General features: G+C 58.9%; 15 protein-coding genes. 9 read left to right on the top strand and 6 right to left on the bottom strand.

From position 1 onward, the window contains the following. Positions 1-4 precede the first annotated feature (4 nt). Positions 5-3,889: an autotransporter assembly complex protein TamB gene (tamB, locus tag LZP73_RS00570; RefSeq protein ID WP_234232587.1), complete on the bottom strand. Its 3,885-nt coding sequence runs from the start codon at positions 3,887-3,889 to the stop codon at positions 5-7. Continuing rightward, entirely contained in the window at positions 3,886-5,697 is a 1,812-nt protein-coding gene (locus tag LZP73_RS00565; protein WP_234232586.1) for an autotransporter assembly complex protein TamA, read from the bottom strand. The genes tamB and LZP73_RS00565 overlap by 4 nt, the downstream gene beginning before the upstream one ends. 469 nt (positions 5,698-6,166) lie before the next feature. Here LZP73_RS00565 and hrpA point away from each other — a divergent pair, with 469 nt between their 5' ends. After that, positions 6,167-10,042 (top strand): ATP-dependent RNA helicase HrpA, encoded by a 3,876-nt coding sequence (gene hrpA, locus LZP73_RS00560; protein ID WP_442800701.1) that lies wholly within the window; start codon positions 6,167-6,169, stop codon positions 10,040-10,042. 67 nt (positions 10,043-10,109) lie between these two features. Here the strand turns inward: hrpA and asnS are convergent, their stop codons facing one another. Next, a complete protein-coding gene (gene asnS, locus LZP73_RS00555; protein ID WP_234232584.1) occupies positions 10,110-11,510 on the bottom strand; it encodes an asparagine--tRNA ligase in 1,401 nt (466 codons plus the stop codon). Positions 11,511-11,663: 153 nt separating this feature from the next. Between asnS and LZP73_RS00550 the strand changes: the two genes are divergently transcribed. Then, positions 11,664-11,999, top strand: a complete 336-nt coding sequence (locus tag LZP73_RS00550) for a hypothetical protein (protein WP_234233301.1) — start codon at positions 11,664-11,666, stop codon at positions 11,997-11,999. Here the strand turns inward: LZP73_RS00550 and LZP73_RS00545 are convergent. Together LZP73_RS00545 and pabB are read right to left on the bottom strand one after the other, a co-directional pair. Beyond that, positions 11,978-12,592, bottom strand: coding sequence for a CoA pyrophosphatase (locus tag LZP73_RS00545; protein WP_234232583.1), 615 nt, complete (start codon positions 12,590-12,592; stop codon positions 11,978-11,980). The two genes, LZP73_RS00550 and LZP73_RS00545, sit on opposite strands and share 22 nt — an antisense overlap. A 73-nt stretch (positions 12,593-12,665) precedes the next feature. Further along, the gene (gene pabB, locus LZP73_RS00540; RefSeq protein WP_234232582.1) at positions 12,666-14,072 is read right to left on the bottom strand and encodes an aminodeoxychorismate synthase component I; all 1,407 of its coding nucleotides are present in this window, start codon (positions 14,070-14,072) and stop codon (positions 12,666-12,668) included. A 292-nt stretch (positions 14,073-14,364) separates the two neighbouring features. Between pabB and LZP73_RS00535 the strand changes: the two genes are divergently transcribed. The 3 genes from LZP73_RS00535 (at position 14,365) to LZP73_RS00525 (ending at position 18,549) form a co-directional block, all read left to right on the top strand. Further along, a complete protein-coding gene (locus tag LZP73_RS00535) occupies positions 14,365-15,879 on the top strand; it encodes a fumarate hydratase (protein ID WP_234232581.1) in 1,515 nt (504 codons plus the stop codon). A 155-nt stretch (positions 15,880-16,034) separates the two neighbouring features. Further along, positions 16,035-18,086, top strand: coding sequence for an alpha/beta hydrolase family protein (locus LZP73_RS00530; RefSeq protein WP_234232580.1), 2,052 nt, complete (start codon positions 16,035-16,037; stop codon positions 18,084-18,086). A 205-nt stretch (positions 18,087-18,291) separates the two neighbouring features. Beyond that, entirely contained in the window at positions 18,292-18,549 is a 258-nt protein-coding gene (locus LZP73_RS00525) for a hypothetical protein (RefSeq protein WP_234232579.1), read from the top strand. A gap of 21 nt (positions 18,550-18,570) precedes the next feature. On the opposite strand, the gene LZP73_RS00520 is transcribed toward LZP73_RS00525, so the two are convergent. Next, positions 18,571-18,984: a VOC family protein gene (locus LZP73_RS00520; protein ID WP_234232578.1), complete on the bottom strand. Its 414-nt coding sequence runs from the start codon at positions 18,982-18,984 to the stop codon at positions 18,571-18,573. A gap of 177 nt (positions 18,985-19,161) precedes the next feature. Here LZP73_RS00520 and rimJ point away from each other — a divergent pair, with 177 nt between their 5' ends. The 4 genes from rimJ to LZP73_RS00500 all read left to right on the top strand — a co-directional run bounded on the left by rimJ (position 19,162) and on the right by LZP73_RS00500 (position 22,261). Beyond that, positions 19,162-19,701 (top strand): ribosomal protein S5-alanine N-acetyltransferase, encoded by a 540-nt coding sequence (gene rimJ / locus LZP73_RS00515; protein WP_234232577.1) that lies wholly within the window; start codon positions 19,162-19,164, stop codon positions 19,699-19,701. Between the two features lie 88 nt (positions 19,702-19,789). Further along, positions 19,790-20,452, top strand: coding sequence for a glutathione S-transferase N-terminal domain-containing protein (locus LZP73_RS00510; RefSeq protein ID WP_234232576.1), 663 nt, complete (start codon positions 19,790-19,792; stop codon positions 20,450-20,452). A gap of 188 nt (positions 20,453-20,640) precedes the next feature. Next, a complete protein-coding gene (trhP, locus tag LZP73_RS00505; protein WP_234232575.1) occupies positions 20,641-22,011 on the top strand; it encodes a prephenate-dependent tRNA uridine(34) hydroxylase TrhP in 1,371 nt (456 codons plus the stop codon). A gap of 1 nt (position 22,012) precedes the next feature. Continuing rightward, a complete protein-coding gene (locus LZP73_RS00500) occupies positions 22,013-22,261 on the top strand; it encodes a YfhL family 4Fe-4S dicluster ferredoxin (protein ID WP_234232574.1) in 249 nt (82 codons plus the stop codon). Positions 22,262-22,315: the final 54 nt, after the last annotated feature.

Genomic DNA, 22,315 nt, shown 5'->3' with positions numbered 1-22,315 from the left:
CGGCCTAGAGATCGAAGCTGTAGTAGATATCCAATGATTGCCCCAGGGTGCCGGAGACAGTTTCCAGATAGAGCTGGGATAACAGATAGTATCTGACCGTCATTTCATAGCCTGGGTTAAACACCCCTATCCCATACTTGACCATCAAGTCCTCCCCTATGAAGCCACTGATGGCGACCCGTCCCTCATCGTTGGTGTCCAGTTGCACGTTGGAGAAGCCGAACTTTTCAATCAAGCCGGTTGCCGTGCTGCCTATGCCACCGATGGCCCCGCCATCCAGTTGTGAGCTCAGGCTCAATGCCGCGCTGATCATCAAGGCATTATTCTGCTCGCTTGTGCTGCTGGAAAGCCCCTTGCCCTTGAGGATATAGGACAAGATCTCCCCCTGTTCCTTGGCCGGATTGGAGAACAAGGTCACCAGGGGGCGCTGCGGCGTGCCTGTGATCCTCACTCCGGCCGTGATGTCTTCGGTGCGGATCTCCCTTATGGCTTCTATATTGAGATTCGGTACCTGGGTCGGGCCGACAAACTGCACCTCACCCTTGGTGATCTTCAAGGTTTGTCCCATGAAACGATAGCTGCCGTTGACGACCCTGACATCCCCATACAAGAGAGGAGGGCGGAAGGCCTGCTGTTGCAGCTTGAGTGAGCCCCGCAGCTTGCCCTTGAGGCCCATGCCGTCGATGAGCAGTGCTTTCCCTACCTCTATGTTGAGGTTGGCGGCTATCCCATAGGGACTCAATTGCTGTTGCTCGGCAGCGATTGAGTCATCGAAGATCACATCATCCGAGACGGCAACCCCGCCTTTGACCAGCGGCACTATCTTGATATTGCCCGAAGGCACGGAGATCTTGCCGCTTATGTCCAGCAGGCGGCGATCGAAGCGGACCGTGATGTCGGGTGACACATCCAAAATGGCCAAGGGGGGTTGGATCAGCGCCAGCTCCCGGCCCTGGATTGCCAGCTCTCCGCTGAATTGCCCCTGTGGCCATTGCAGTTGACCGCTGAGTTGGCCCTTGCCGTCGCCCATCTGCCAGTGACCCGCCAGACGCCCCTGTTGGCCGGCCAGCCGCATATCCATGTCGATGTTTTCCAGCAGGGTTGGATTCGAGGCCAGGGAGAGTGTGCCTTGTTTCAGGCCTATCTCGCCTGCGACTCTGGGCGTCATCAAGTCTCCGGCGAAGGTTAACTTACTGGAAAGCAGGCCCTCAAGCCGGTCCAGTTGGGGGAAGAATTCCCCAAAGGGCGCCAAATTGATTTCCTGTATGTTGGCAAAGCCGCTCAGGCGCCGATCCGGGGTGACAGAGACAGCGATTTCCGTGTCCAGACTGGCAATGTCCTCGGATTGAAATTGTATCTGGTTGACCAGCTGCCGCTCATCCAGGCGGCTGAGCAGGGACAGTTGCTGGTAGTTCATCTTGAGTCGGCGCTGCTTGTCCTGCTGCAGGGTCAGGCTGCCCGGGGCAAATTCCAGGGCCAGATACGCCTTGGGCTTATGTTGTGGGGCCCAGTCAAGCTCGGCCTCCAGGCGCGCCGGCCCGTCCCAGTCTATGTGCGCCGGCAGCAGCGGCGCCAGTATTTTCCCCGGATTGCCCTGGCCCTCGAGTTTGACCTTGCCTAGGTTGCCAATGTGGTTGGCGTCTGTCAGGCATAGCCGGCCTTCCGCATGTTGCAGGCAAAAGGCGCTTAGCTTGCCCTGGGCCCTGGCCTGATCCCAAGCGATATCGACCCTTTTGTCCAGTTGCCAGCGCCCCAGGCGTGTCCCCAGTGACAGGTCGGCGACCGAAATGGCCCAGAGTGAATGCTCGGCATCGAACTGGCTGGCTATATGGCTGGCCAGGGCGAGTTCCCCCTGGGTATTCAGGGTCAAAGTTTGCGCCCTGGCATCCCCTTTGGCGACTATGCTGCTGCCCGTGAGGCTATGGCCATTCCAGACCAGGTCCCGGGTCTTGAGCTCGATATCGAACTTATGGTTATCCAAGGGGGAATACAGGCCGTTCAACTTTGCCGCCTGCAAGTTGGCGCCGGCATATTCTGCCTCGCCTATGTCGGCCGCTAGCTGTAACTGTGGATGCGATTCGCTGCCACTGACGTCCAGTTGCGCCCGCAGTCGACCCTTGGCTGTGGGCAACCAGCGGCTGAAGTCGGGCACATTCAGCTGGCCATGGAGATCCCATTGCTGTCCAGCCGTGCCATGCATAGTCAGGCTGGCACCGAGTGCCTCGGCGTGCAGTGCTTGGGCACTGAGGTGCCACAGGTTGTCGAGGCGGACATCGCCGTCGAGTGTGAAAGGAAAATGCCGCAACGAGCCCTGTAATTGCGTCTGGGACAAGGCAACTTGCCAGTGGCCATCCTGCCAATAACCCTGGCTGTTAAGGCGGCCGGATATGCTGCTCTCGGGCAGTGTCTGGCCGTCTGGGAGCAGGAGTTGCTCCAGTTGCAGCTCTTGGGTCATGAGCCGGGTTTGCCAGCGCAGGCCGTCACTGTAGTCCAGCTCCCCCTGGAGCGACAGCATGCCTGGGCTGCCCTTGGCATCGAAGCGTTCCAGGGTGAGTTTTTCGTCGCCATGGCTGAACTCGGTGGCAATGGCCAGCTCGCCATGGAAGGGCGTGCCGAGTCTGGCCGTCAGGCTCGAGTGCTGCTGCCTGAGGTTCCCCTGGCTTTGGAGCGTCAGCTCGCTCAGGGTGTAAAGCGGCGCCTGCAACGGCCAGTGGGCCATGCCTTGGGCCAGTGACATCTGATAGGGTAAGTCCGGGGATTGCAGATTGATCTTGCCCCTTAGGCTGAAGCCGGCATCGCCCTGTGCGCTGGCGCTCAGGTGTAAATCGTGCAAGTCATTATCCAGGGTCAACTGCAATGTCTGCCCCGTGAGCTGCGGCAGTTCGGCCAGCTTGTCCAACGCCAATGCCGCTTTAAGGCGCAGGGGATAGGCGCCTTCCAGGGCCAGTTCGCCGCTGAGCTGCACTGTGCCGTCATCATGGCTGGCATTGAGCTCATTGATGACCAGATCATACCCAAGGTAGCTGGCCGACAGGGCTATGTGGCCGAAGTGGTCGACCCTGGTACCCAGTTGCAGCCGGCTGTCTGTCAGTGTCAGCGCCTTCACATACAGGGGAAAGGGCATGCCGACGGCCGGCAGCTGGGCCAACGGCCAGACATTGGCTGTGCTGGCATCTCTGTTTGCATGAATGCCTGCAGGAATAGATGTAGGAATGCCGGCCGTGGCGGCCGTTGGGACTTGGCCAGGAACGCTGGCCTGGCCCTGAATGGGGTCCGCCGGGATGACGACCTCCAGCCCCTGGGTGTCCAGCGAGGTGACGATCAAGCCCTCCGCTCGCCAGGTGGCGCCTGTGTGGAGGCTGGCGGCGCTGAAGCTGTTGCTGTCTACTGTGACCCGCACTTGGTGCAGCTCGGCTTGGGCCAGGCTGATGGCCAGCGGCAGTGCTGCCGGGCCGTCGTCTCGATCGGCTTCAAGATTGGTTTCGAGAGTGGTTGCGGCCGCAAGCGCCTGGGTATCGATCGCCACTTTGACCTCAGTGGCGCTCAAGTCGTTGACACAGACTTGCCTATGCAGCAGACAAGCCGGAGTCCAGGCGAAGTCGACATTCGTCAGCCTGACGTCTATTCCCGTCCCCGACCAACCGGCGTTTGCCAGGCTCAGGTGCTTGTTCAGCGTGCCCGAGCTATAGCTCAATGTCAGACCCGGTACCAGGGCGTTCGCCAGAGAAACCGACACCCGGGCGCCCAGTGGGGTGCCAAGCAAGAGGGCCGCCAGTATGACCAGGGTCAAGGGCACATAGACAAGCACGCGCGTCAGCCATTTGAAATAACGCCAGCCAAGGCGCAGCCTGGCTCTGAGTAACGTTGGCGCCGGCGTGGCCTGGGTCATAGATCTGTCCCCATGGTCAGATGGATACGCCAGGATCTGTCCACCGTGTCGGTTTCTTTCAGGCCGACCCCCAAGTCGAGCCGAATAGGGCCTATGGGCGAAATCCAGTGAACTCCGCCGCCGACAGACACCACAGGCTCGAACTGACGGTTATCGAAGGCATTACCCGCATCTATGAAACTGCCAAGGCGCCAGTGCTGGGTCAGATAATATTGATACTCCAGGCTGGCCACCATCAGATAGCGGCCCCCCACGACTTCACGGGACAGGCCGCCCTGGCTATTGATATAGTCCCGGTAGGGGCCGAGTTCCTGATAACTGTAGCCACGCACGCTCTGATCGCCCCCGGCAAAATAGCGCAGTGAGGGTGAGATATAGGCCAGTTGATGTTCCTCGGCCAAGTTGGCCCCCAGATCCAGCCGGGAAACGATTCTATGCTTGTCGAAGAAGGTGTCTATCCACTTGAATCTGGCCTGTAACCTGGCCAGGCGGGTTTGGGAACCCAGTTCGGGATCGCCATACTCGAGACTGTAAATCTGCCGGAAACCCGACTTGGGATCCAGGGCGTTATCGCTGCGCACCGTTTGTGACAGGCTAACGCCGGCCAGATAGAACACGGGATCGTAATCCACATCTGCCTGGGTATAGAACTCCCTGTTAGCCTCGAGGGAATAGCCGAACAGCCAATTGTCGGCTAGCCTGTGCTGGCGTAACAGCCCCAACAAATATTTGCTCGACTCCAGGCGGCCTATGTCATTGAAGGTCCGTCCGGCGGCATCATAATCCTGAGTCACACCGTATTGATCCCGCAGCAATCCCAGGCGTATCTTCAGCTGATCGTCCAGCGGATGGCTCAGAGGCAGGGTGTAGGTGGTTAAAAATTTGGGCTTGTCGGGCTTCCATTCGAGGCTGGTTTCCTGGGAGTGGCCATAGCGGTTGAGCTGAGGTGTGCGCCAGGTCACTCTGACCCTGGGCTCTATCACGCTGTCGGCACTCTTGCCTATGTCTGCGCCCAAGCCCAGTTCTATGGCGTGATCCGCTCTCGGGGTGAGTTCGACCCGCACCGGCACTTGCCCCTGGGCCAGCTTGTCTATCTGGGGCAGCACCTTGATATTGGCGAAGTAGCCGGTATCCAGCAACTTGCCATTGAGCGCATTCAGGCGCTTGTTGGAATAGGCCGCATGGGGCTCGAAGGGAATGAGGCGTTCGAGGAAGCCTGGCTCGAGTGTATGGCCCTCGAAACTGATCTCCCCCAGGTGATAACGCTGGCCCGAGTCATAATGCAGGTTGATCCGGGCCAGATCCAGGTCGCGGTTGACCTTGATCTGGGCCAGGGTCAATTTGCCGTCAAAATAGCCACGGGAAAAGGCCAGCCCCAGCAGTTGCGACTTGATGTCCGTGTACTGGCCATGATCCAGTATGTCACCCGGCTTGAGGGCGATGAGATCCAGCCAGGCATCGAAGGCATCATCGTCCAGCATCTCTCCGGCAAATTGGATATCGACCCATTGCAGCCGGGTCGGTTCCCCCGGGGTGATCTTGAGCGTCAGGGGCCAGGGGCCTGAGTCGGTTTCCACTACTTCCTTCTCCAGGCGCCCATGGTAATAGCCCAGAGATTCGAGTGCGGCTGTGACATTGGACTCGACGTTGAACAGATAGGCCCGCCGCTGGACGGCGGAATCCGGCAGCGGTCCCAGATGGGCGTGGACATTTTGTGCCAGCTTGCCCTCTACGCCCTCTATCTTGAGGCTGAGCCAGGCGGCATCCGCATGGGCATAACGGCAGCTCAGCACCCAGCTGACGAGCATGAAACGCAGGCATGTACCGAACGACGCGATTCGCAAGAATTGAAGCACTTAATCTGGTGAGTTCTGTCGTCATTGTCGCCAGAATCCGCAAAACAGGCAAGGAGGGGATTGAAATAGCGGGATGAAATGCTGACAAAGGAAACAAACAGTTACACATGAGTAACACGGGAAAGCTCAATGGCGTTCGGCTGCAACACCCAGGGTCGGCTCAGTGTCATGCAGGCGCCGAGCGCCCTCATGCTTCGGCCAGAACGGGGGCCAGATCAGGGACCAAGTCGGGTGCATGGAGGGGGCATGGCTATCACGGCGACACGGCAATGGCTATGGCGGCTGGCCGGCAAGGGGACAAGGGGAGCAGGGCAGGGGGCAGATAAGCACATTTGCCCGCCAATCCATTGAATTAGCCATACCCATAGAGCCCTTTCCTTGCTAGGATCCTTGCCTTTGAAGTCGGCAATGGAATTTGGATTTGAACTCGGACAAACACCCGCTATCGAACGCGTTTCTCTCCCTTTGTTATCAGACGGATGCGTCCAGGATCCGTCGGCGTTTGTTCAGGCTGAATAAGGAAGCCGATTCGGACAAGAAGACGGCGGCGTTGGCGCAGCTTGCCGAGGCGGCCAAGGCGTCTTATGCCAAGGTTCAGCAGCGCCGGGCGGCGAGACCCGGCATAAGCTATCCGGAGAACCTGCCCGTCTCCCTGATGCGGGACGAGATAGCCAATACCATAGCCGCCAACCAGGTGGTGATCATCGCAGGTGAAACCGGCTCGGGCAAGACCACCCAGCTGCCGAAGATCTGTCTCGAGCTGGGCCTGGGTTGTCGCGGCCTGATAGGCCATACCCAGCCTAGGCGACTGGCCGCCCGCAGCGTTGCCAGCCGGATTGCCGAGGAAATCAACAGCCCGCTGGGCGAGGCCGTCGGCTTCAAGGTGCGCTTCGCCGATGCCATCAAGAGCGACTCCTACATCAAGCTGATGACAGACGGCATATTGCTGGCCGAGTTGACCTCGGACAAGTTTCTCGATCAGTACGACGCCATCATCATAGACGAGGCCCACGAGCGCAGCCTCAACATAGACTTCATCCTCGGCTACCTGAAACAGGTGCTCAGGAAGCGGCCGGACCTCAAGGTGATCATCACCTCGGCCACCATAGACGTGGAGCGTTTCTCCCGGCATTTCAATCAGGCGCCCGTCATCGAAGTCTCGGGGCGTACCTACCCGGTCGAGACCCGCTATCGCCCCTTGCTGCAGGAGCAGGATGCAGATCTGGACGTCACCGAGGGCATCTTCGCCGCCGTCGATGAGCTGGTCGCCGAAGGCCCGGGGGACATACTCATCTTCATGAACGGTGAGCGTGAAATCCGCGATACCGCCGAGCAGCTCAACCGCCGCCAGTACCGCGACACGGAAGTGCTGCCCCTGTACGCCAGGCTATCCTACGGCGAGCAGTCCAAGGTGTTCAACAGCCACAGGGGGCGGCGCATAGTGCTGGCGACCAACGTGGCCGAGACCTCGCTGACTGTGCCTGGGATCCGCTATGTCATAGATCCTGGCACGGCCCGCATCAGCCGCTACAGTTACCGCACCAAGGTGCAGCGATTGCCTATTGAGCCCATCTCCCAGGCCAGCGCCAACCAGCGCCAGGGGCGTTGCGGCCGGGTCGGCCCTGGGATCTGCATCCGCCTCTACGACGAGGCGGACTTCAACAACAGGCCAGAGTTCACAGATCCCGAGATCCTGCGCACCAATCTGGCCTCCGTCATACTGCAGATGCTGGCCATAGGCCTGGGCGACATAGGGGCCTTCCCCTTCATTCAGCCACCGGATCAACGCCATATCCGCGACGGCTTCCTGCTGCTGGAAGAGCTGCAGGCGGTGAAGCAGCAAGCCAACAAGCTGGTGTTGACACCGCTTGGCAAGAACCTGGCCAGGATCCCTGTGGATCCCCGCCTGGCGCGGATGGTGATAGAGGCGCACCAGCTGGGCTGCCTCAACGAGGCCTTGGTCATAGTCGCCGGCCTGTCCATCCAGGATCCCCGCGAGCGGCCGATGGACAAGAAACAGGCGTCCGACGAGGCCCACAGGCGCTTCGCCGATAAAGACTCGGACTTCGTCTCCTGGGTCAAGCTGTGGCAGTACCTCAAGGAACAGCAGAAGGCCCTGTCGGCGAGCCAGTTCCGCAAATTATGCCGCGACGAATACCTGGCCTACCTCAGGGTGCGCGAATGGCAGGACCTGTACACTCAGCTGAAACAGGCGGTGCATGAACTCAAGTGGCGCCTGAACGACACCCCGGCGGATTATGACAATCTGCACAAGGCCCTGCTGGCGGGGCTCTTGAGCCAGATAGGGTTCAAGGACGCCAACAACGAATACCTGGGCGCCCGCAACCGCAAGTTTTTCGTGTTTCCCGGTTCGCCGCTGGCCAAGAAGGGGCCCAAGTGGATCATGGCCGCCGAGCTGACCGAGACCTCACGCCTGTTCGCCCGCTGCTGCGCCAAGATCCAGCCCGAATGGCTCGAATCCCTGGCCAGCCATCTGGTGAAGAAGAGCTATGTCGAGCCGCATTTCGAGGCCAAGCCCGCCAGCGTCATCGCCTTCGAGAATCAGGTGCTCTACGGCCTGAACATAGTGAGCCGGCGCAAGGTACAGTACGGCCCGATAGATCCGGTCGAGGCGCGGGAGATCTTCATCCGCAGCGCCCTGGCCGAAGGTCAGTTGCAGACCCAGGAAGCCTTCTTCGTCAACAATCAGAAGCTGCTCGAGGATGTGGAGTCGCTGGAGCATAAGTCACGGCGGCGCGATATCCTGGTGGATGAGCAAGTGCTGGTGGACTTCTACGAGCCGCGGATCCCAGCAGGCATCTACAACGGCCAGCTGTTCTTCGGCTGGTGGAAAACCGCCCGCCGTCAGCAGCCGGAGCTGCTGAATTTCAGCCCAGAGCTGCTGATGCAGCGCAGCGGTGCCCATGTGTCGGCGCTGGACTTCCCCGAGAGCTGGCACAAGGGCAATCTGAGCCTCAAGCTGAGTTACCATTTCGAACCTGCGGCCCTGGACGATGGCGTGTCGGTGCACATACCCGTGGCGCTGCTCAATCAGATAGACGAGCAGGATTTCGACTGGCTGGTGCCTGGCCTGAGGGAAGAGAAATGCGTGGCGCTGATAAAATCCCTGCCCAAGACCCTGAGACGCAACTTCGTGCCGGCGCCCGATTATGGCCGTGCCTGCGTGCAGGCGATGACGCCGTTCGAGCAGCCCTTGCTGCCGGCCATGTGCAAGCAACTGCTGCGCATGAGCGGGGTGCGGCTGACGCCGGAGGACTTCGACCTGAGTCAGCTGGCGGCCCATCTGCAACTTAATTTCAAGATAGAGGACGATAACCATAAGTTGGTCGCCCAGGGACGGCAACTTGAGCCGCTCAAGGCCGGGCTGCAGGGGGTGGTGGCCAAGGCCATACGCCAGGTGGCCGATTCCGGCATAGAGCAGAGTGCGCTCACCGACTGGAGCTTCGGTGAGCTGCCGTTGCAGTATCAGCAGCAGAAGGGCAACTATCAGGTCAAGGCCTTCCCGGCCCTGGTCGATACCAAGGATAGCGTTGCCATCAAGCTGTTCGACGACGAGTACGAGGCGCAGACGACCCACAGGCAGGGACTGCGGCGCTTGTTGCTGCTCAACATCCCCTCGCCGGTGAAACATCTGCAGCAGGCGTTGCCGAACAAAGCCAAGTTGGCCATGTATTTCAATCCCTTCGGCCAGGTGCAGATCCTGATCGATGACATAATCGCCGCGGCTGTGCAGCAGTTGCTGGACGAGAAGGGCCTGGATGTGCGTAATCCGGAGCAGTTTGAGCAGGCCAAGGAGTGGGTGCGCCAGGAGCTTAACCCCACCGCCGAGCAGATCTCCCTCAAGGTGGAGAAGATCCTCACCCTGTACCAGAAGATCAAGAAGCGTCTCAAGGGCAAGATCAGCCTGGATATTGCCTTCGCCATGAGTGATATCCAGAGCCAGCTCGATGCGCTGGTGTTCAAGGGCTTCGTCGAGGCCTGTGGCTGGAAGCGCCTGGGCGATGTGGCCAGGTATTTGTCCGCCATAGAGAATCGTCTGGACAAGCTGCCGGTGGATCCCAGCCGCGACAGGCTGCACATGCACAGCATCAACAAGGTGCAGGAGGTGCTGGCGAGTCAATTGGCCAAGCTTCCGCGCTCCATGCCTGTGCCCGAGGTGTTGGTGGAGGCGCGCTGGATGATAGAAGAATACCGGGTGTCCTGCTTCGCCCAGGTGCTGGGCACTGCCTATCCCATCTCGGAGAAGCGTATCCTCAACCAGATAAGCCAGGCCTGAGCGGTAGCGCTGAACAAGCAATAAAAAACGCGCCTAGGCGCGTTTTTTTATGTTCCAAGGCCAAAGCTTAGAAGTTGGCGGTGCGGGGAGCCCGGGGGAAGGGGATCACGTCGCGGATGTTGTTCACACCCGTGACATAGGATACCAGACGCTCGAAGCCCAGACCGAAGCCTGAGTGAGGCACAGTGCCGTAACGACGCAGGTCGCGATACCACCAGTAATCTTCCTTCTCCAGGCCCATCTCGGCCAGGCGGGCATCCAGCACGTCCAGACGCTCTTCACGCTGGGAGCCACCTATGATCTCGCCTATGCCGGGAGCCAGCACGTCCATGGCGGCGACTGTCTTGCCGTCGTCGTTGAGACGCATGTAGAAGGCCTTGATATCTTTGGGGTAGTTTTTCACTACCACAGGGGCCTTGAAGTGCTCTTCGGCCAGATAACGCTCATGCTCCGAGGAAAGATCTATGCCCCAGGAGACGGGGAATTCGAAGCTCTTGCCGCTGTTGCGCAGGATCTCGACCGCATCCGTGTAATCGACCTGGGCGAAATCGCTGCTGACGAAGGACTGCAGACGTTCTATCACCGTCTTGTCAACCCGCTGGGCGAAAAATTCCAGATCGTCCATGCGCTCGGTCAATACCGCATTGAAGGCATACTTCAGCATGTCTTCGGCGAGGCCGGCCATATCGTTCAGGGTGGCGAAGGCGACTTCCGGCTCGACCATCCAGAATTCGGCCAAGTGGCGGCTGGTGTTGGAGTTTTCGGCGCGGAAGGTCGGACCGAAAGTATATATTTTGGACAGGGCACAGGCGTAAGTCTCGCCGTTCAGCTGACCCGATACCGTCAGAAAGGCTTCCTTACCGAAGAAGTCCTTGTCATAGTCGACCTTGCCTTCGCTGGTGCGCGGCAGGTTTTCCATGTCCAGGGTCGAGACGCGGAACATCTCGCCGGCACCTTCGGTATCCGAGGCGGTGATCAGCGGGGTGGAGACCCAGATGAAGCCTTGCTCATGGTAGAACCTGTGAATGGCCTGGGACAGACAGTTACGCACCCGGGCGACGGCACCTATGATGTTGGTGCGGGGGCGCAAGTGAGCCAGCTCGCGCAAATGCTCGATAGAATGACGCTTGGCCGCCATGGGGTAGGTGTCTGGATCATCGACCCAGCCGGTCACTTCCACAGCCGTGGCCTGCAGTTCGAATGCCTGGCCTGCGCCCGGGGATTCGACCACGTTGCCCGTCATGATGACGGAGCAACCCGCCGTCAGCTTCAATATCTGCTCGTTGTAATTGTCTAAGCTATTTGGCACCACGCCCTGAATAGGGTCGAAACAGGAACCGTCATATACGGCCAGGAAAGAGATGCCGGCCTTGGAATCGCGACGGGTTCTGACCCAGCCGCGAACCGTGACTTGCGAACCGACCGCGTGCTCACCTTTAAATACAGAAGCGACAGATGCAATGCTCATTGTTGCTTAGTTCTCCAACGAAAAACGTTTTTATATAAAAAATTTGGAGGTTTATATTACCTTGCTGGTGGCTTTTCTCAAGCTGAAAAAGGTATTCTGACTCAATATGGCAAATCTTTAATGGAATAAGCGCATGGGGGAAGCGGCGATATGATGAAAAAAAGGAAAATATTTCAGATTTGTCTGGCGACTCTGTCACTTGCAGGTTGGTCCCTGGCTCTGTATGCCCTCTTGGTGTTCGATGAGGCCAGGCCGGAGCGTGCCTTCGGTAATGTGCTCAGCCATGGCTTGCCGGTGCGTTTGAATTGGGATCCCGAGCCGACCCTGTTGCTGGAGACATTGCTCTGGATTTGCACCGGGATAAGTGTGGTCAGCCTGGTGATGAATTATTATATGGCGCACCATAGCCGCATCGGCTATTGGTTCAATATTCCCTTATTATTGCTCTGTTCCCTGTCGGCCGGCCTCTATTTGAATCTGTTTGTCTGACGCCGGCCCTGGGGCTGGTATGTCTTCACGCCCAGTTGGCGGCAGAGAATGTCTATGATGGCCGCCGTCGCGCCCCAGATGAATTTGGTCCCATAGGGGATAAATACCACTGTATAGTAACGGCCATGGCGCAGGAATTGGCGTTTATGCCGGTTCATGGGGTCGATAACGAAGGACAGGGGGAGGGTGAAATACTCGGCCACCTCGCCGGGATCCAGTCTCGGCTCGAAGGCGTCTCTCACCAGGCCGACAACCGGGGTGATCTCGAACCCTGTGATTGTCTTGTGGGCGGGGAGTTGCCCCAGGACCTCGACATTGGCCGGGTGCAGACCTATCTCTTCCTCGGCTTCGCGCAGTGCCGTGGCCGTGTCATCGGCATCGCCGGCTTCCACCTTGCCACCGGGAAAGCTTATCTGGCCCGGATGGGCACGCAAATGCAGGGGTCTTCGGGTCAATACCAGCTGCAGTTCCCCCTCTATGTCCGCCAACGCCACCAATACCGCGGCCTTTCTGAGACCGGCAGCGTGTGGCGTCGCCAGCGGTGGCGACAGCGGATGTAAGCTGTATCTGAGTCGGAATTCTGTCTGATCCATATGCCGCCCGTTAGCCGCCTGTTGGCTCAATTTGCCCTGTACTGCCTATGCTGAGTCTCGCCTATGCCGAGCCTCATTCGAGCAAGGGCAGGATACGGCTGACCTTGTCGAAACTCTCCTGGTATTCGGCCTCCATCTGTGAGTCGGCCACTATGCCGCCACCGGCCCAGCAATAGAGTTTGCCGCCTTCGGCGACCAGGGTGCGGATGGTGATGCTGGTATCCATCTGCCCATCCTGGCTCAGGTAGCCTATGGATCCACAATACAGGCTGCGGCGTGCCGGTTCCAGCTCTTCGATGATCTGCATCGCCCGTATCTTGGGTGCGCCTGTGATCGAGCCGCCGGGAAATGCCGCCCTGAGCAGATCTGTGGCCCCATATTGGGGGGCCAGGGTGGCGCAGACAGTGCTGACCAGATGGTGCACCGCGGGAAAGCTCTCCACCTCGAACAGGGCCGGAACAGATACGGAACCTGGGCTGGCGACCTTGCCTATGTCGTTGCGCAGCAGGTCGACTATCATCAGGTTCTCTGCCCTGTCCTTGGGCGAGGCCTGCAGCCGTTTGGCGGCGGCGGCGTCCAGCACAGGATCTGCATGACGCGGCAGTGTGCCCTTGATGGGTTTGGTCTGGATCTTGTCGCCCCTGAGCTGAATGAAACGCTCGGGGGAGATGGATAGCAGGGCCTGCTGCGGCAGCCGCATGAAGGCGGAGAAGGGCGCCGCATTGGCCTGGCGTAACTTGCAATAGGCCTGCCATTCATCGCCCTGGTAGTCGGCGCTGAACCTCTGGGTCAGGTTGATCTGGTAACAGTCGCCGCTATGCAGATACTCCTGCACCCTGGCGAATTTCGCCGCGTATTCGGCCTGGGTGATTTGCTTCTGCCAGGGGGAGGTGAGGGCGAAGGCCGGGGTTTCCCTCGTGCTCAGCAAGCTGGCCTCGAGCCGTTGCAGCTCAAGTTCGAGGGCGGCTTCGCCCCGGTAATGCAGCAGATGCCAGCCTTTATCCTGATAGTCGAAGATCAATGCCCAGTCATAGAAGCCGATATTCATCTCCGGCAGCTCTATGTCCCGACGCGAGGTGGCGGGCAGCTTCTCTATGCGTCGCCCCAAGTCATAGCTGAAGCTGCCCAGGGCGCCGCCGCCGAAGGGAAAACGGCTGGTTTTGGCTTCGGGAAAGAGGCGTTGCAGTGTGTCGCTGAGCAGCGCGAACGGCTCCTGGCTCAGGCGTTCGCCGTGGCCCGGCTTGCCGGCTTGCCAATGGCTCAATTCCGTCTGCGCTCCGCGGGTGACCAAGGTCGCTATGGGGGCGGTGCAGATGATATCGTAACGGGCATCCTGGTGGCTGGCGTCGGCGGAATCGAGCAGGACGGCCCAGGGCAAGTGGGCGAAGTGACCGAAGAGCGTCCGGGTGTCTATGTCCCAGTCCAGTTGACGGCAAGCCAATTGAGGTGAAACCCGGGAAGACGCTGCGTCTGTGTCCATAACCTAAACCTATTAAAAATGTGATGTAGCCCCAAAAGGGCGGAAAGAGTATCATATTGGCCATTAAAGCACTAAGAGGTTAAATCGGCACCGGATAACAGGGGAAAGCGCCAGGGAAAGGGCGTGTAAACCCGTCGGCACCGATACCCGGGTGGCTGAGTGAATGCAAGGCGAATGAAAGCCCGATATCTATACCCGAATCATTACCATAACTACTAGAAAGAGTTAGGCCGCAATGGCTGCTGGAGCGCCCACTATGTCTATGAATACAACTGTGTCTGGAACCCCTCAGATGATCAAACAAGCCGATTTTATCGAGAGCATCGCCGATGCCCTGCAATACATCTCTTATTATCATCCGAAAGACTTCGTCGATGCCATGGCCGAGGCCTATGAGCGCGAAGAGAGCACCGCTGCCAAGGATGCGATCGCGCAGATTTTGATCAACTCGCGCATGTCCGCCGAAGGCAAACGTCCCCTATGCCAGGACACAGGCATAGTGACCTGTTTCGTCAAGGTCGGTATGGGCGTGCAGTGGGACAAGACAGACATGACAGTACAGCAGATGGTGGATGAAGGTGTGCGCCGCGCCTACACCAATCCGGATAACCCGCTGCGTGCCTCTATCGTTGCCGATCCCGCCGGCAGCCGTAAGAACACCAAGGACAATACCCCCTCTGTGGTGCACATAGACATGGTGGCCGGTCACCATATCGAAGTGATGATCGCCGCCAAGGGCGGTGGCTCTGAGAACAAGGCCAAGATGGCGATGCTCAATCCGTCCGATGATATCGCCGCCTGGGTAGAGAAGACGCTGCCGACCATGGGTGCCGGCTGGTGTCCTCCCGGCATGCTGGGCATAGGCATAGGCGGCACCGCCGAGAAAGCCGCAGTGCTGGCCAAGGAAGCCCTGATGGAGAGCGTCGATATTCATGAATTGCTGGCCCGCGGCGCCGAGACCACGGAAGAGCAGCTGCGCCTGGACATCTTCAAGCGTGCCAATGCCCTGGGCATAGGCGCCCAGGGCTTGGGCGGCCTGACCACAGTGCTGGACATCAAGATCAAGTCGGCACCGACCCACGCGGCATCCAAGCCTGTGGTGATGATCCCCAACTGCGCCGCCACCCGCCACGTGCATTTCCACCTGGATGGCACGGGTCCTGCCGAGCTGACGCCGCCATCCCTGGCCGATTGGCCGGAAATCACCCGCGAAGTGGGTGCCGACGTGCGCCGGGTGAACCTGGATACCGTCACCCAGGCGGATATAGAGCAGTGGCAGAGTGGCGAGACCATACTGCTCAGCGGCAAGATGCTCACGGGCCGTGATGCGGCGCATAAGCGCATCCAGAGCCTGATCGAAAGCGGCGAAGGCCTGCCGGAAGGGGTGGATTTCAGCGGCAAGTTCATCTATTACGTCGGCCCTGTCGATCCCGTCGGCACCGAAGTGGTTGGCCCTGCCGGCCCGACAACCGCGACCCGCATGGATAAGTTCACCGATCTCATGCTGGATAAGACGGGTCTGATGGGCATGATAGGCAAGGCCGAGCGCGGCCCCGCGACTGTGGAGTCGATCAAGAAACACAAGGCAGTGTACCTGATGGCCGTCGGCGGCGCCGCTTACCTGGTGTCCAAGGCGATCAAGAAATCCCGGGTGGTGGCCTTCGAAGATCTGGGGATGGAAGCCATCTATGAATTCGACGTTCAGGACATGCCTGTGACTGTGGCCGTGGATTCACAAGGGGTCAACGCCCATGAAACCGGCCCGGCGATTTGGAAAGTGAATATAGCCAACGCCGCCAATGCCTAAGCCCTAGGCGTCAGTCAGACATTTTGTCACAAAATACTCGCTCAGACAGGCAATTCAGGCTTGCCTGAGCGTTTTTGTTTGGCTAGTGTGTTTAGCTAAATAAATGATAAATTAATGACATAGCAACAAAATCAACTCAAAACGGAAGAATAAGAATGAAAATGACTCCCCTGTTATTGGCGCTGGGGGCCGCTGGACTGGCCCTGTCGGCCCAAGCCGCCGAACCCGTTCCCTTCAATGTGCAACAGCTGGTCAAGCTCAATAAGCTGCAATCGGCCGCCGTCTCCAAGGATGGCACTAAGCTTGTCTATGGCCTCAAGACCCTGGACGCCAAGGGGGATGCCAGTGCGGATCTCTATCTGCTGGATCTCGCCGAGTCCGGCGCCAAGCCACAACAGCTGACCACGGCCAGCGGCACAGAGCATGACGTGGCCTTCGCCCCGGATGGCAAGTCTGTGTATTTTATCGCCGCCCGCAATGGCTCGAGCCAGATCTATAATCTGGCCCTGGATGGCGGCGAAGCCAGGCAGGTAACAGATCTGCCGCTGGATGTCGAAGCTTACAAGCTATCCAATGATGGCAAGCAGCTGGTGATGAGCATCAGGGTCTTCCCCGAGTGTGCCGACCTGGCCTGTTCCAAAGACAAGTTTGCCCAGGAAGCGCAGCGCAAGAGCACTGGACGCGAATATAACCAGCTGATGGTGCGCCATTGGGATACCTGGGGCGATCATGCCCGCGGTCACTTGTTCGTCGCTCAGCTCGGCGATCAGATGCTGACCGACGCCGTCGATGTCACCCAGGGCAGGGATACAGAAACCCCGCCCAAGCCCTTCTCCGGCATGGAAGAGGTGAGCTTCACCCCGGACGGTAAGCATATAGTCTACAGTGCCAAGGCGCCGGGCAAAGATCAGGCCTGGACCACGAATTACGACATCTGGCAGGTGCCGGTCGCAGGTGGCAAGACGGTTAATCTGACCGAAGACAATCAGGCCTGGGATGCCCAGCCGACTTTCTCTGCCGACGGTCGCTACATGGCCTACCTGGCGATGAAGAAACCCGGCTTCGAGGCCGACAGATACGCCATTATGCTGCGCGACACTGTCACGGGTCAGGTGAAGGAAATCGCTCCCCTGTGGGACAGGAGCCCCAGCTCCATAGCGTTCGGCCCGGATGACCGTACCTTGTATGTCACCGCCCAGGATCTGGGTCAGGTGAGCATCTTCGAGGTCAACACTCAGTTCGGTGACGTACGCAGCATCTACAACGAAGGCAGCAACAGCCTGCTGGCCGTGACCCGGGACAAGGTGATCTTCGAGCATAAGGCGCTGGATCAGCCCGGCGACTTCTACACAGTCAACCTGGATGGCCAGGGGCTGCAGCGCCTGACCGATGTCAACAAGGACAAGCTGGCGGAGATCAAGTTCGGTGACTATCAGCAGTTCAGCTTCAAGGGCTGGAATAACGAGCAAGTCTACGGCTATTGGATAAAGCCGGCCAACTTCAAGGAAGGGACTCAATATCCCGTCGCCTATCTGGTGCATGGCGGTCCCCAGGGCTCCTTCGGCAACAGTTTCAGCGGCCGCTGGAACGCCCAGTTGTGGGCGGGTGCCGGCTACGGTGTCGTCATGGTGGACTTCCACGGCTCGACCGGTTATGGCCAGGCCTTCACAGATTCCATCTCCCTGGACTGGGGCGGCAAGCCCTTGGAAGACTTGCAGAAGGGCCTGGCGGCCGCCGGCAAGCAGCAGAAGTGGCTGGACACGGATAACGCCTGTGCCTTGGGCGGCTCCTACGGCGGTTACATGATGAACTGGATCCAGGGTAACTGGAACGACGGTTTCAAGTGCCTGGTGGATCATGCCGGCCTGTTCGACATGCGCTCCATGTACCATGTGACGGAGGAACTCTGGTTCCCTGAGCATGAGTTCGGTGGCAGCTATGAGCAGAGCAAGGCCCTGTACGAGAAGTTCAACCCGGCCAACTATGTGGAAAACTGGAAGACGCCCATGCTGGTGATCCATGGTGAGAAGGACTTCCGCGTGCCTTACGATCAGGGGCTGGCGGCCTTCAGCTTCATGCAGCGCCAAGGCATTCCTTCGGAGCTGCTGGTCTACCCGGATGAGAATCACTGGATCCTCAATCCCGACAACCTGCAGCAGTGGTACGCCAAGGTACTGGGCTGGATGGACCGCTGGACCCAAAAATAATCCGGGCCAGAATAATCCGGGCCAAAATAATCAGGGTCAGTATAGGTTAAGCCGCTAACAAGCCAGGACAGAGTCCTGGCTTTTTTTATGCTCGGGATTTGTCCCAGGTCAGCCGCATGAGGCAGGCTGCTAACAAGCTGTAATTAAATTGATTTCAGCATTCGTTGGCCCTGGCGGATTTGCAATTCCATAGTGGCGTGCTAACGTGATTCGTGTAGTCAATCTGCCGGCCCCCAGGTTCCATGACTATGGCATAGCCAAAGTCACGGGGCAGAAGGTTTATGGTCGCGACTACCGGGCCATGGACGCCAGTCATACCTACCTTGGCCTGGACCTGAGCTATGGTCAGTTGTGGGATCTGGTCAATTACCTGCGCCTGAGCTGGAGTCCCCAGCCAGGGGATCTGAGTCTCGAGACTGTGGGACGATTGCGGGTTCTTGGTGCTTTGGGCACCTGGCGTTAAGCGCTTAGCCCAGTACTCAGCTCATGACTCTTGATCATCGCTATGGCGCGGTGCCAGCAGCTTCAATTCTACCTTGTTGTCATCCGGGTCATAGATGTACACAGACTGGCTGTAGCCTCTGGCGCCATACTTTTCACTCAAGGACTCGTGCCGCACCCCATGCTGACGCAGGTGGGCCAGCAGCGCCCTGCCGTCGGTCTGGGCCAGGTTGAGGCAGAAATGCGCCATATTCCCGGTCGAAACCCTGGGCTTATCTTCGCCTGGTTCGGCGTATGTCAGGTCGATCAGCGCCGCTCCGGCCCTCAGCTGCACCAGCACAGGCTCGGCCAGTCTGCGCTCGACCCGGCAGCCCAGCACTTGGCAATAGAAGGCCTCGCTGGCGGCGAGGTCGCGGCAATTGAGCACTATATGGTCCAGATCCAGGATAGATATCATGGGGCTTCCTCTGCTTCATCGCCACCGACCTGGTTCGCGCCTCAGGGCCAGGCGGGGCGTCTGCCATTGTTTCTTGATTGAAAGACATTTATTATCAGTAGCATAAATGTTTTTTAGCACCTGCCTGTGCCTTGTTCCACAGGCAGGCTCGCATAAAGTGTATACGAGAAATAACCCATGATAGCAACATCGCGAACCCGGCTGGAGATACAGGCCCCGGCAGCCGCACCACTCCTGCTCAGTTATCACAGGGAAAACCGGCAACATTTGGCGCCCTGGGAGCCCATCCGCGGCGAGGATTACCTGACCCTGGGCTATTGGCAGCAAGCCTCGGCGGCGGCCCAGACGGCCTTCGATGACGGCAGCGACTATAAGTTTGTCGCCCTGAATGCAGCGCGCACCGACATCATAGGCATGGCCAATTTCACCTGTGTGTCCCGCGGTGCCTTCCAGGCCTGTTTCCTCGGCTATTCGATAGCCCACAAGTACCAGGGCCAGGGGCTGATGCAGGAGATTTTGACCGCTGGCCTGGACTATGTTTTCAACGAGCTGGGGCTGCATAGGGTGATGGCCAACTATATGCCGGACAATGAGCGCAGCGCAGCCCTGTTGGCGCGCTTGGGTTTCGAGCGCGAAGGCTATGCCAAATCCTATCTCAAGATTGCCGGCAGCTGGCAGGATCATGTGTTGACCTCCAAGGTCAATCCAGCCGGTTAAGGCTGCCAGCAGAAGTACGCTAACAAAAGGTCAAGAGCAAAAGACCTGTGGCAGCAGGCCGAGGCCGGCTCACAGAGGGATGGATGATATGGAACGACTGATATGGGTCTATGATTCTCCTTTTTCCCGGAGCATCAAATGGCTGTTGCTGGAAAAAAACATACGGCATGAAGATCATCTGCTGTCCTGGGACGAGCTGCAGACGGATGAGCTGCTGGCCCGGGCCAACCCCAAGAAGCAGGTGCCAGTATTGCTGGGGGAAGCGGGCGTCCGGGTGGATTCGTTGCTGATCGCCCTGGATTACCTGCCAGGGAATTGGCATCAAACCTTGGATGCCAAATTGTTCCGCCTCGCCGACTCGGATGTCGAGGCGGCCATCCTATTTCTGTTCAGGGCCAGGTTGCTGGCGAGCAAATTCGGCGAGTCAGAAAACAGCGCCCTGATGCGGCAGGCGGGTGTCGCGGCGTATAAAGCGAGTGTCGATCACCTGTTGGATACATTACTGACGGATAAGCACAGCTTACCCGGATGTGATTTCGGCGCCGTGCTGCTCCTGTCGACCCTGCTGGCGGCCCTTTTCCTGGCCGATGCCGAGCTGTCTGGCTATCGTCATCCCGAGCTGGCGGCATTTATCCGCAGGGTAGAGGAGAATGCCAGTTACCGCCGCATGCTCGCCGAGTGCCAGGGGAAGCCGGGCAACCTGGTCCCCTTCGAATTTCGCCGGTTTCTGGCGCAGGCCCTTGAGGGGTGAAGCTGCGCCGCTTCCATGCCTGCCCCACGAAACATACCCTGCATGTGGCGCCCCAGAGCGCCTAAAGTTGATCTGGATCAATGATAGTGCAGTTAAATCCCGGCGGCTTGGGGTATTGATTGCCGCAAGAAAACGACCTTTTACAATGGCGGCTTTCCAATTTTAGACGTTCGAGTGAGCCCCATATTATGTCCGAGTTGTTGTCTCCCGCCGGGAGTTTGAAGAACATGCGTTACGCCTTCGCCTATGGTGCCGATGCCGTCTATGCCGGCCAGCCGCGCTATTCCCTGCGGGTACGCAACAATGAGTTCGACATGCCGACCCTGGCCCTGGGCATAGACGAGGCCCACAGCCTGGGTAAGAAATTCTATGTGGTGAGCAACATAGCCCCCCATAACGGCAAACTGACCACCTTCATCAAAGACATGACGCCCGTCATCCAGATGCGGCCGGATGCCGTGATACTCTCGGATCCCGGGTTAATCATGTTGGTTCGGGAGCATTTTCCCGACATGCCTGTGCACCTGTCGGTACAGGCCAATGCCATCAACTGGGCGACGGTCAAGTTCTGGCACCAACAGGGAATCGAGCGGGTGATACTGTCACGGGAATTATCCCTGGATGAGATAGAGGAGATACGTTTTCGCTGCCCGGAAGTCGAGCTGGAAGTCTTCGTGCATGGAGCACTCTGCATGGCCTATTCCGGCCGCTGCCTCCTGTCCGGCTACATCAACAAGCGCGATCCCAATCAGGGCACCTGCACCAATGCCTGTCGCTGGCAATATTCTGCCCATCCGGCCAGTGAAACCGAGACGGGTGACATAATAGCCAAGGCGCCGGTCGGCCTGTACCTGCCCGAAGCCCAGGCAGCGACCAGCGCGCCGCGCGATGAGATCTTCCTGCTGCAGGAGCAGGGACGTCCGGGGGAATACCTGCCGACCTTCGAAGACGAACACGGCACCTACATAATGAACTCCAAAGACTTGCGGGCGGTCGAGCATGTGGAACGCCTGGTGAAGATGGGGGTGCACTCGCTGAAAATCGAGGGCAGAACCAAGTCCTTCTATTATTGCGCCCGCACGGCGCAGATCTACCGCCAGGCGATAGACGATGCCATGCAGGATAGAGGCTTCAATCCCGCTCTGGCCAAGTCGCTGGAACACTTGGCCCATAGGGGCTATACAGAGGGGTTCCTGCAGCGCCATCGCCACCAGGACATGCAGAACTACGACCATGGCCACTCCAGGAGTGACAGCCAGCAATTCGTCGGCGAAGTGCTGGGCCGCAACGCCCAGGGGCTGGTGGAGATAGAGGTCAAGAATAAATTCCTGGTCGGTGACCGCCTCGAGCTGATGACCCCTGAAGGCAACCTGAGCTTCACCCTGACCCGGATGCAATCGGCCAAGGGAGAGGCCATAGAAGATGCCAAGGGGGCCGGCTACAAGGTGGCAATTGCCCTGGAGACGGAGCTCAATCTGGCCTATGGGATCCTGATGCGCTATCTGTCTCCCGAGCCTGTTGGCCAGTCTTTGCCCCAGGGGCAGCAAGGGGGACGCTGATATGGCATTGCGCATCTTGGATGACTGCATCAACTGCGACATGTGTGAGCCCGAGTGCCCCAATGGGGCGATCGCCCTGGGGGAAGCCATCTATGAGATCGACAGCGCCAAGTGTACCGAATGTGTCGGTCATTATGATGAGCCCCAATGCGTCAGGGCCTGTCCGATAGCTTGTATCGACCAGGATCCCGAGCGGGTGGAGGATGCAGCCGGCTTGCTGGCGAAATACCTGAGCCTCTACCCTCAATAGTCCCGGCCAAGCCCGAGCCGGCCAAGCCCGAGCCGGCCCAGCCCCTTGGCCGGC

It is taken from the genome of Shewanella sp. AS16 (genome assembly GCF_021412365.1).
Lineage (GTDB): Bacteria > Pseudomonadota > Gammaproteobacteria > Enterobacterales > Shewanellaceae > Shewanella > Shewanella salipaludis.
This window is presented reverse-complemented; position numbering and strand designations above follow the sequence as displayed.

What these genes read in the sequence shown, in the direction of transcription:
- tamB (WP_234232587.1), bottom strand. Translation starts at nt 3,889, where the DNA reads ATGACCCAGGCCACGCCGGCGCCAACGTTACTCAGAGCCAGGCTGCGC.
- LZP73_RS00565 (WP_234232586.1), bottom strand. Translation starts at nt 5,697, where the DNA reads ATGCTCGTCAGCTGGGTGCTGAGCTGCCGTTATGCCCATGCGGATGCC.
- asnS (WP_234232584.1), bottom strand. Translation starts at nt 11,510, where the DNA reads ATGAGCATTGCATCTGTCGCTTCTGTATTTAAAGGTGAGCACGCGGTC.
- LZP73_RS00550 (WP_234233301.1), top strand. Translation starts at nt 11,664, where the DNA reads ATGAAAAAAAGGAAAATATTTCAGATTTGTCTGGCGACTCTGTCACTT.
- LZP73_RS00545 (WP_234232583.1), bottom strand. Translation starts at nt 12,592, where the DNA reads ATGGATCAGACAGAATTCCGACTCAGATACAGCTTACATCCGCTGTCG.
- pabB (WP_234232582.1), bottom strand. Translation starts at nt 14,072, where the DNA reads ATGGACACAGACGCAGCGTCTTCCCGGGTTTCACCTCAATTGGCTTGC.
- LZP73_RS00535 (WP_234232581.1), top strand. Translation starts at nt 14,365, where the DNA reads ATGATCAAACAAGCCGATTTTATCGAGAGCATCGCCGATGCCCTGCAA.
- LZP73_RS00530 (WP_234232580.1), top strand. Translation starts at nt 16,035, where the DNA reads ATGAAAATGACTCCCCTGTTATTGGCGCTGGGGGCCGCTGGACTGGCC.
- LZP73_RS00520 (WP_234232578.1), bottom strand. Translation starts at nt 18,984, where the DNA reads ATGATATCTATCCTGGATCTGGACCATATAGTGCTCAATTGCCGCGAC.
- rimJ (WP_234232577.1), top strand. Translation starts at nt 19,162, where the DNA reads ATGATAGCAACATCGCGAACCCGGCTGGAGATACAGGCCCCGGCAGCC.
- LZP73_RS00510 (WP_234232576.1), top strand. Translation starts at nt 19,790, where the DNA reads ATGGAACGACTGATATGGGTCTATGATTCTCCTTTTTCCCGGAGCATC.
- trhP (WP_234232575.1), top strand. Translation starts at nt 20,641, where the DNA reads ATGTCCGAGTTGTTGTCTCCCGCCGGGAGTTTGAAGAACATGCGTTAC.
- LZP73_RS00500 (WP_234232574.1), top strand. Translation starts at nt 22,013, where the DNA reads ATGGCATTGCGCATCTTGGATGACTGCATCAACTGCGACATGTGTGAG.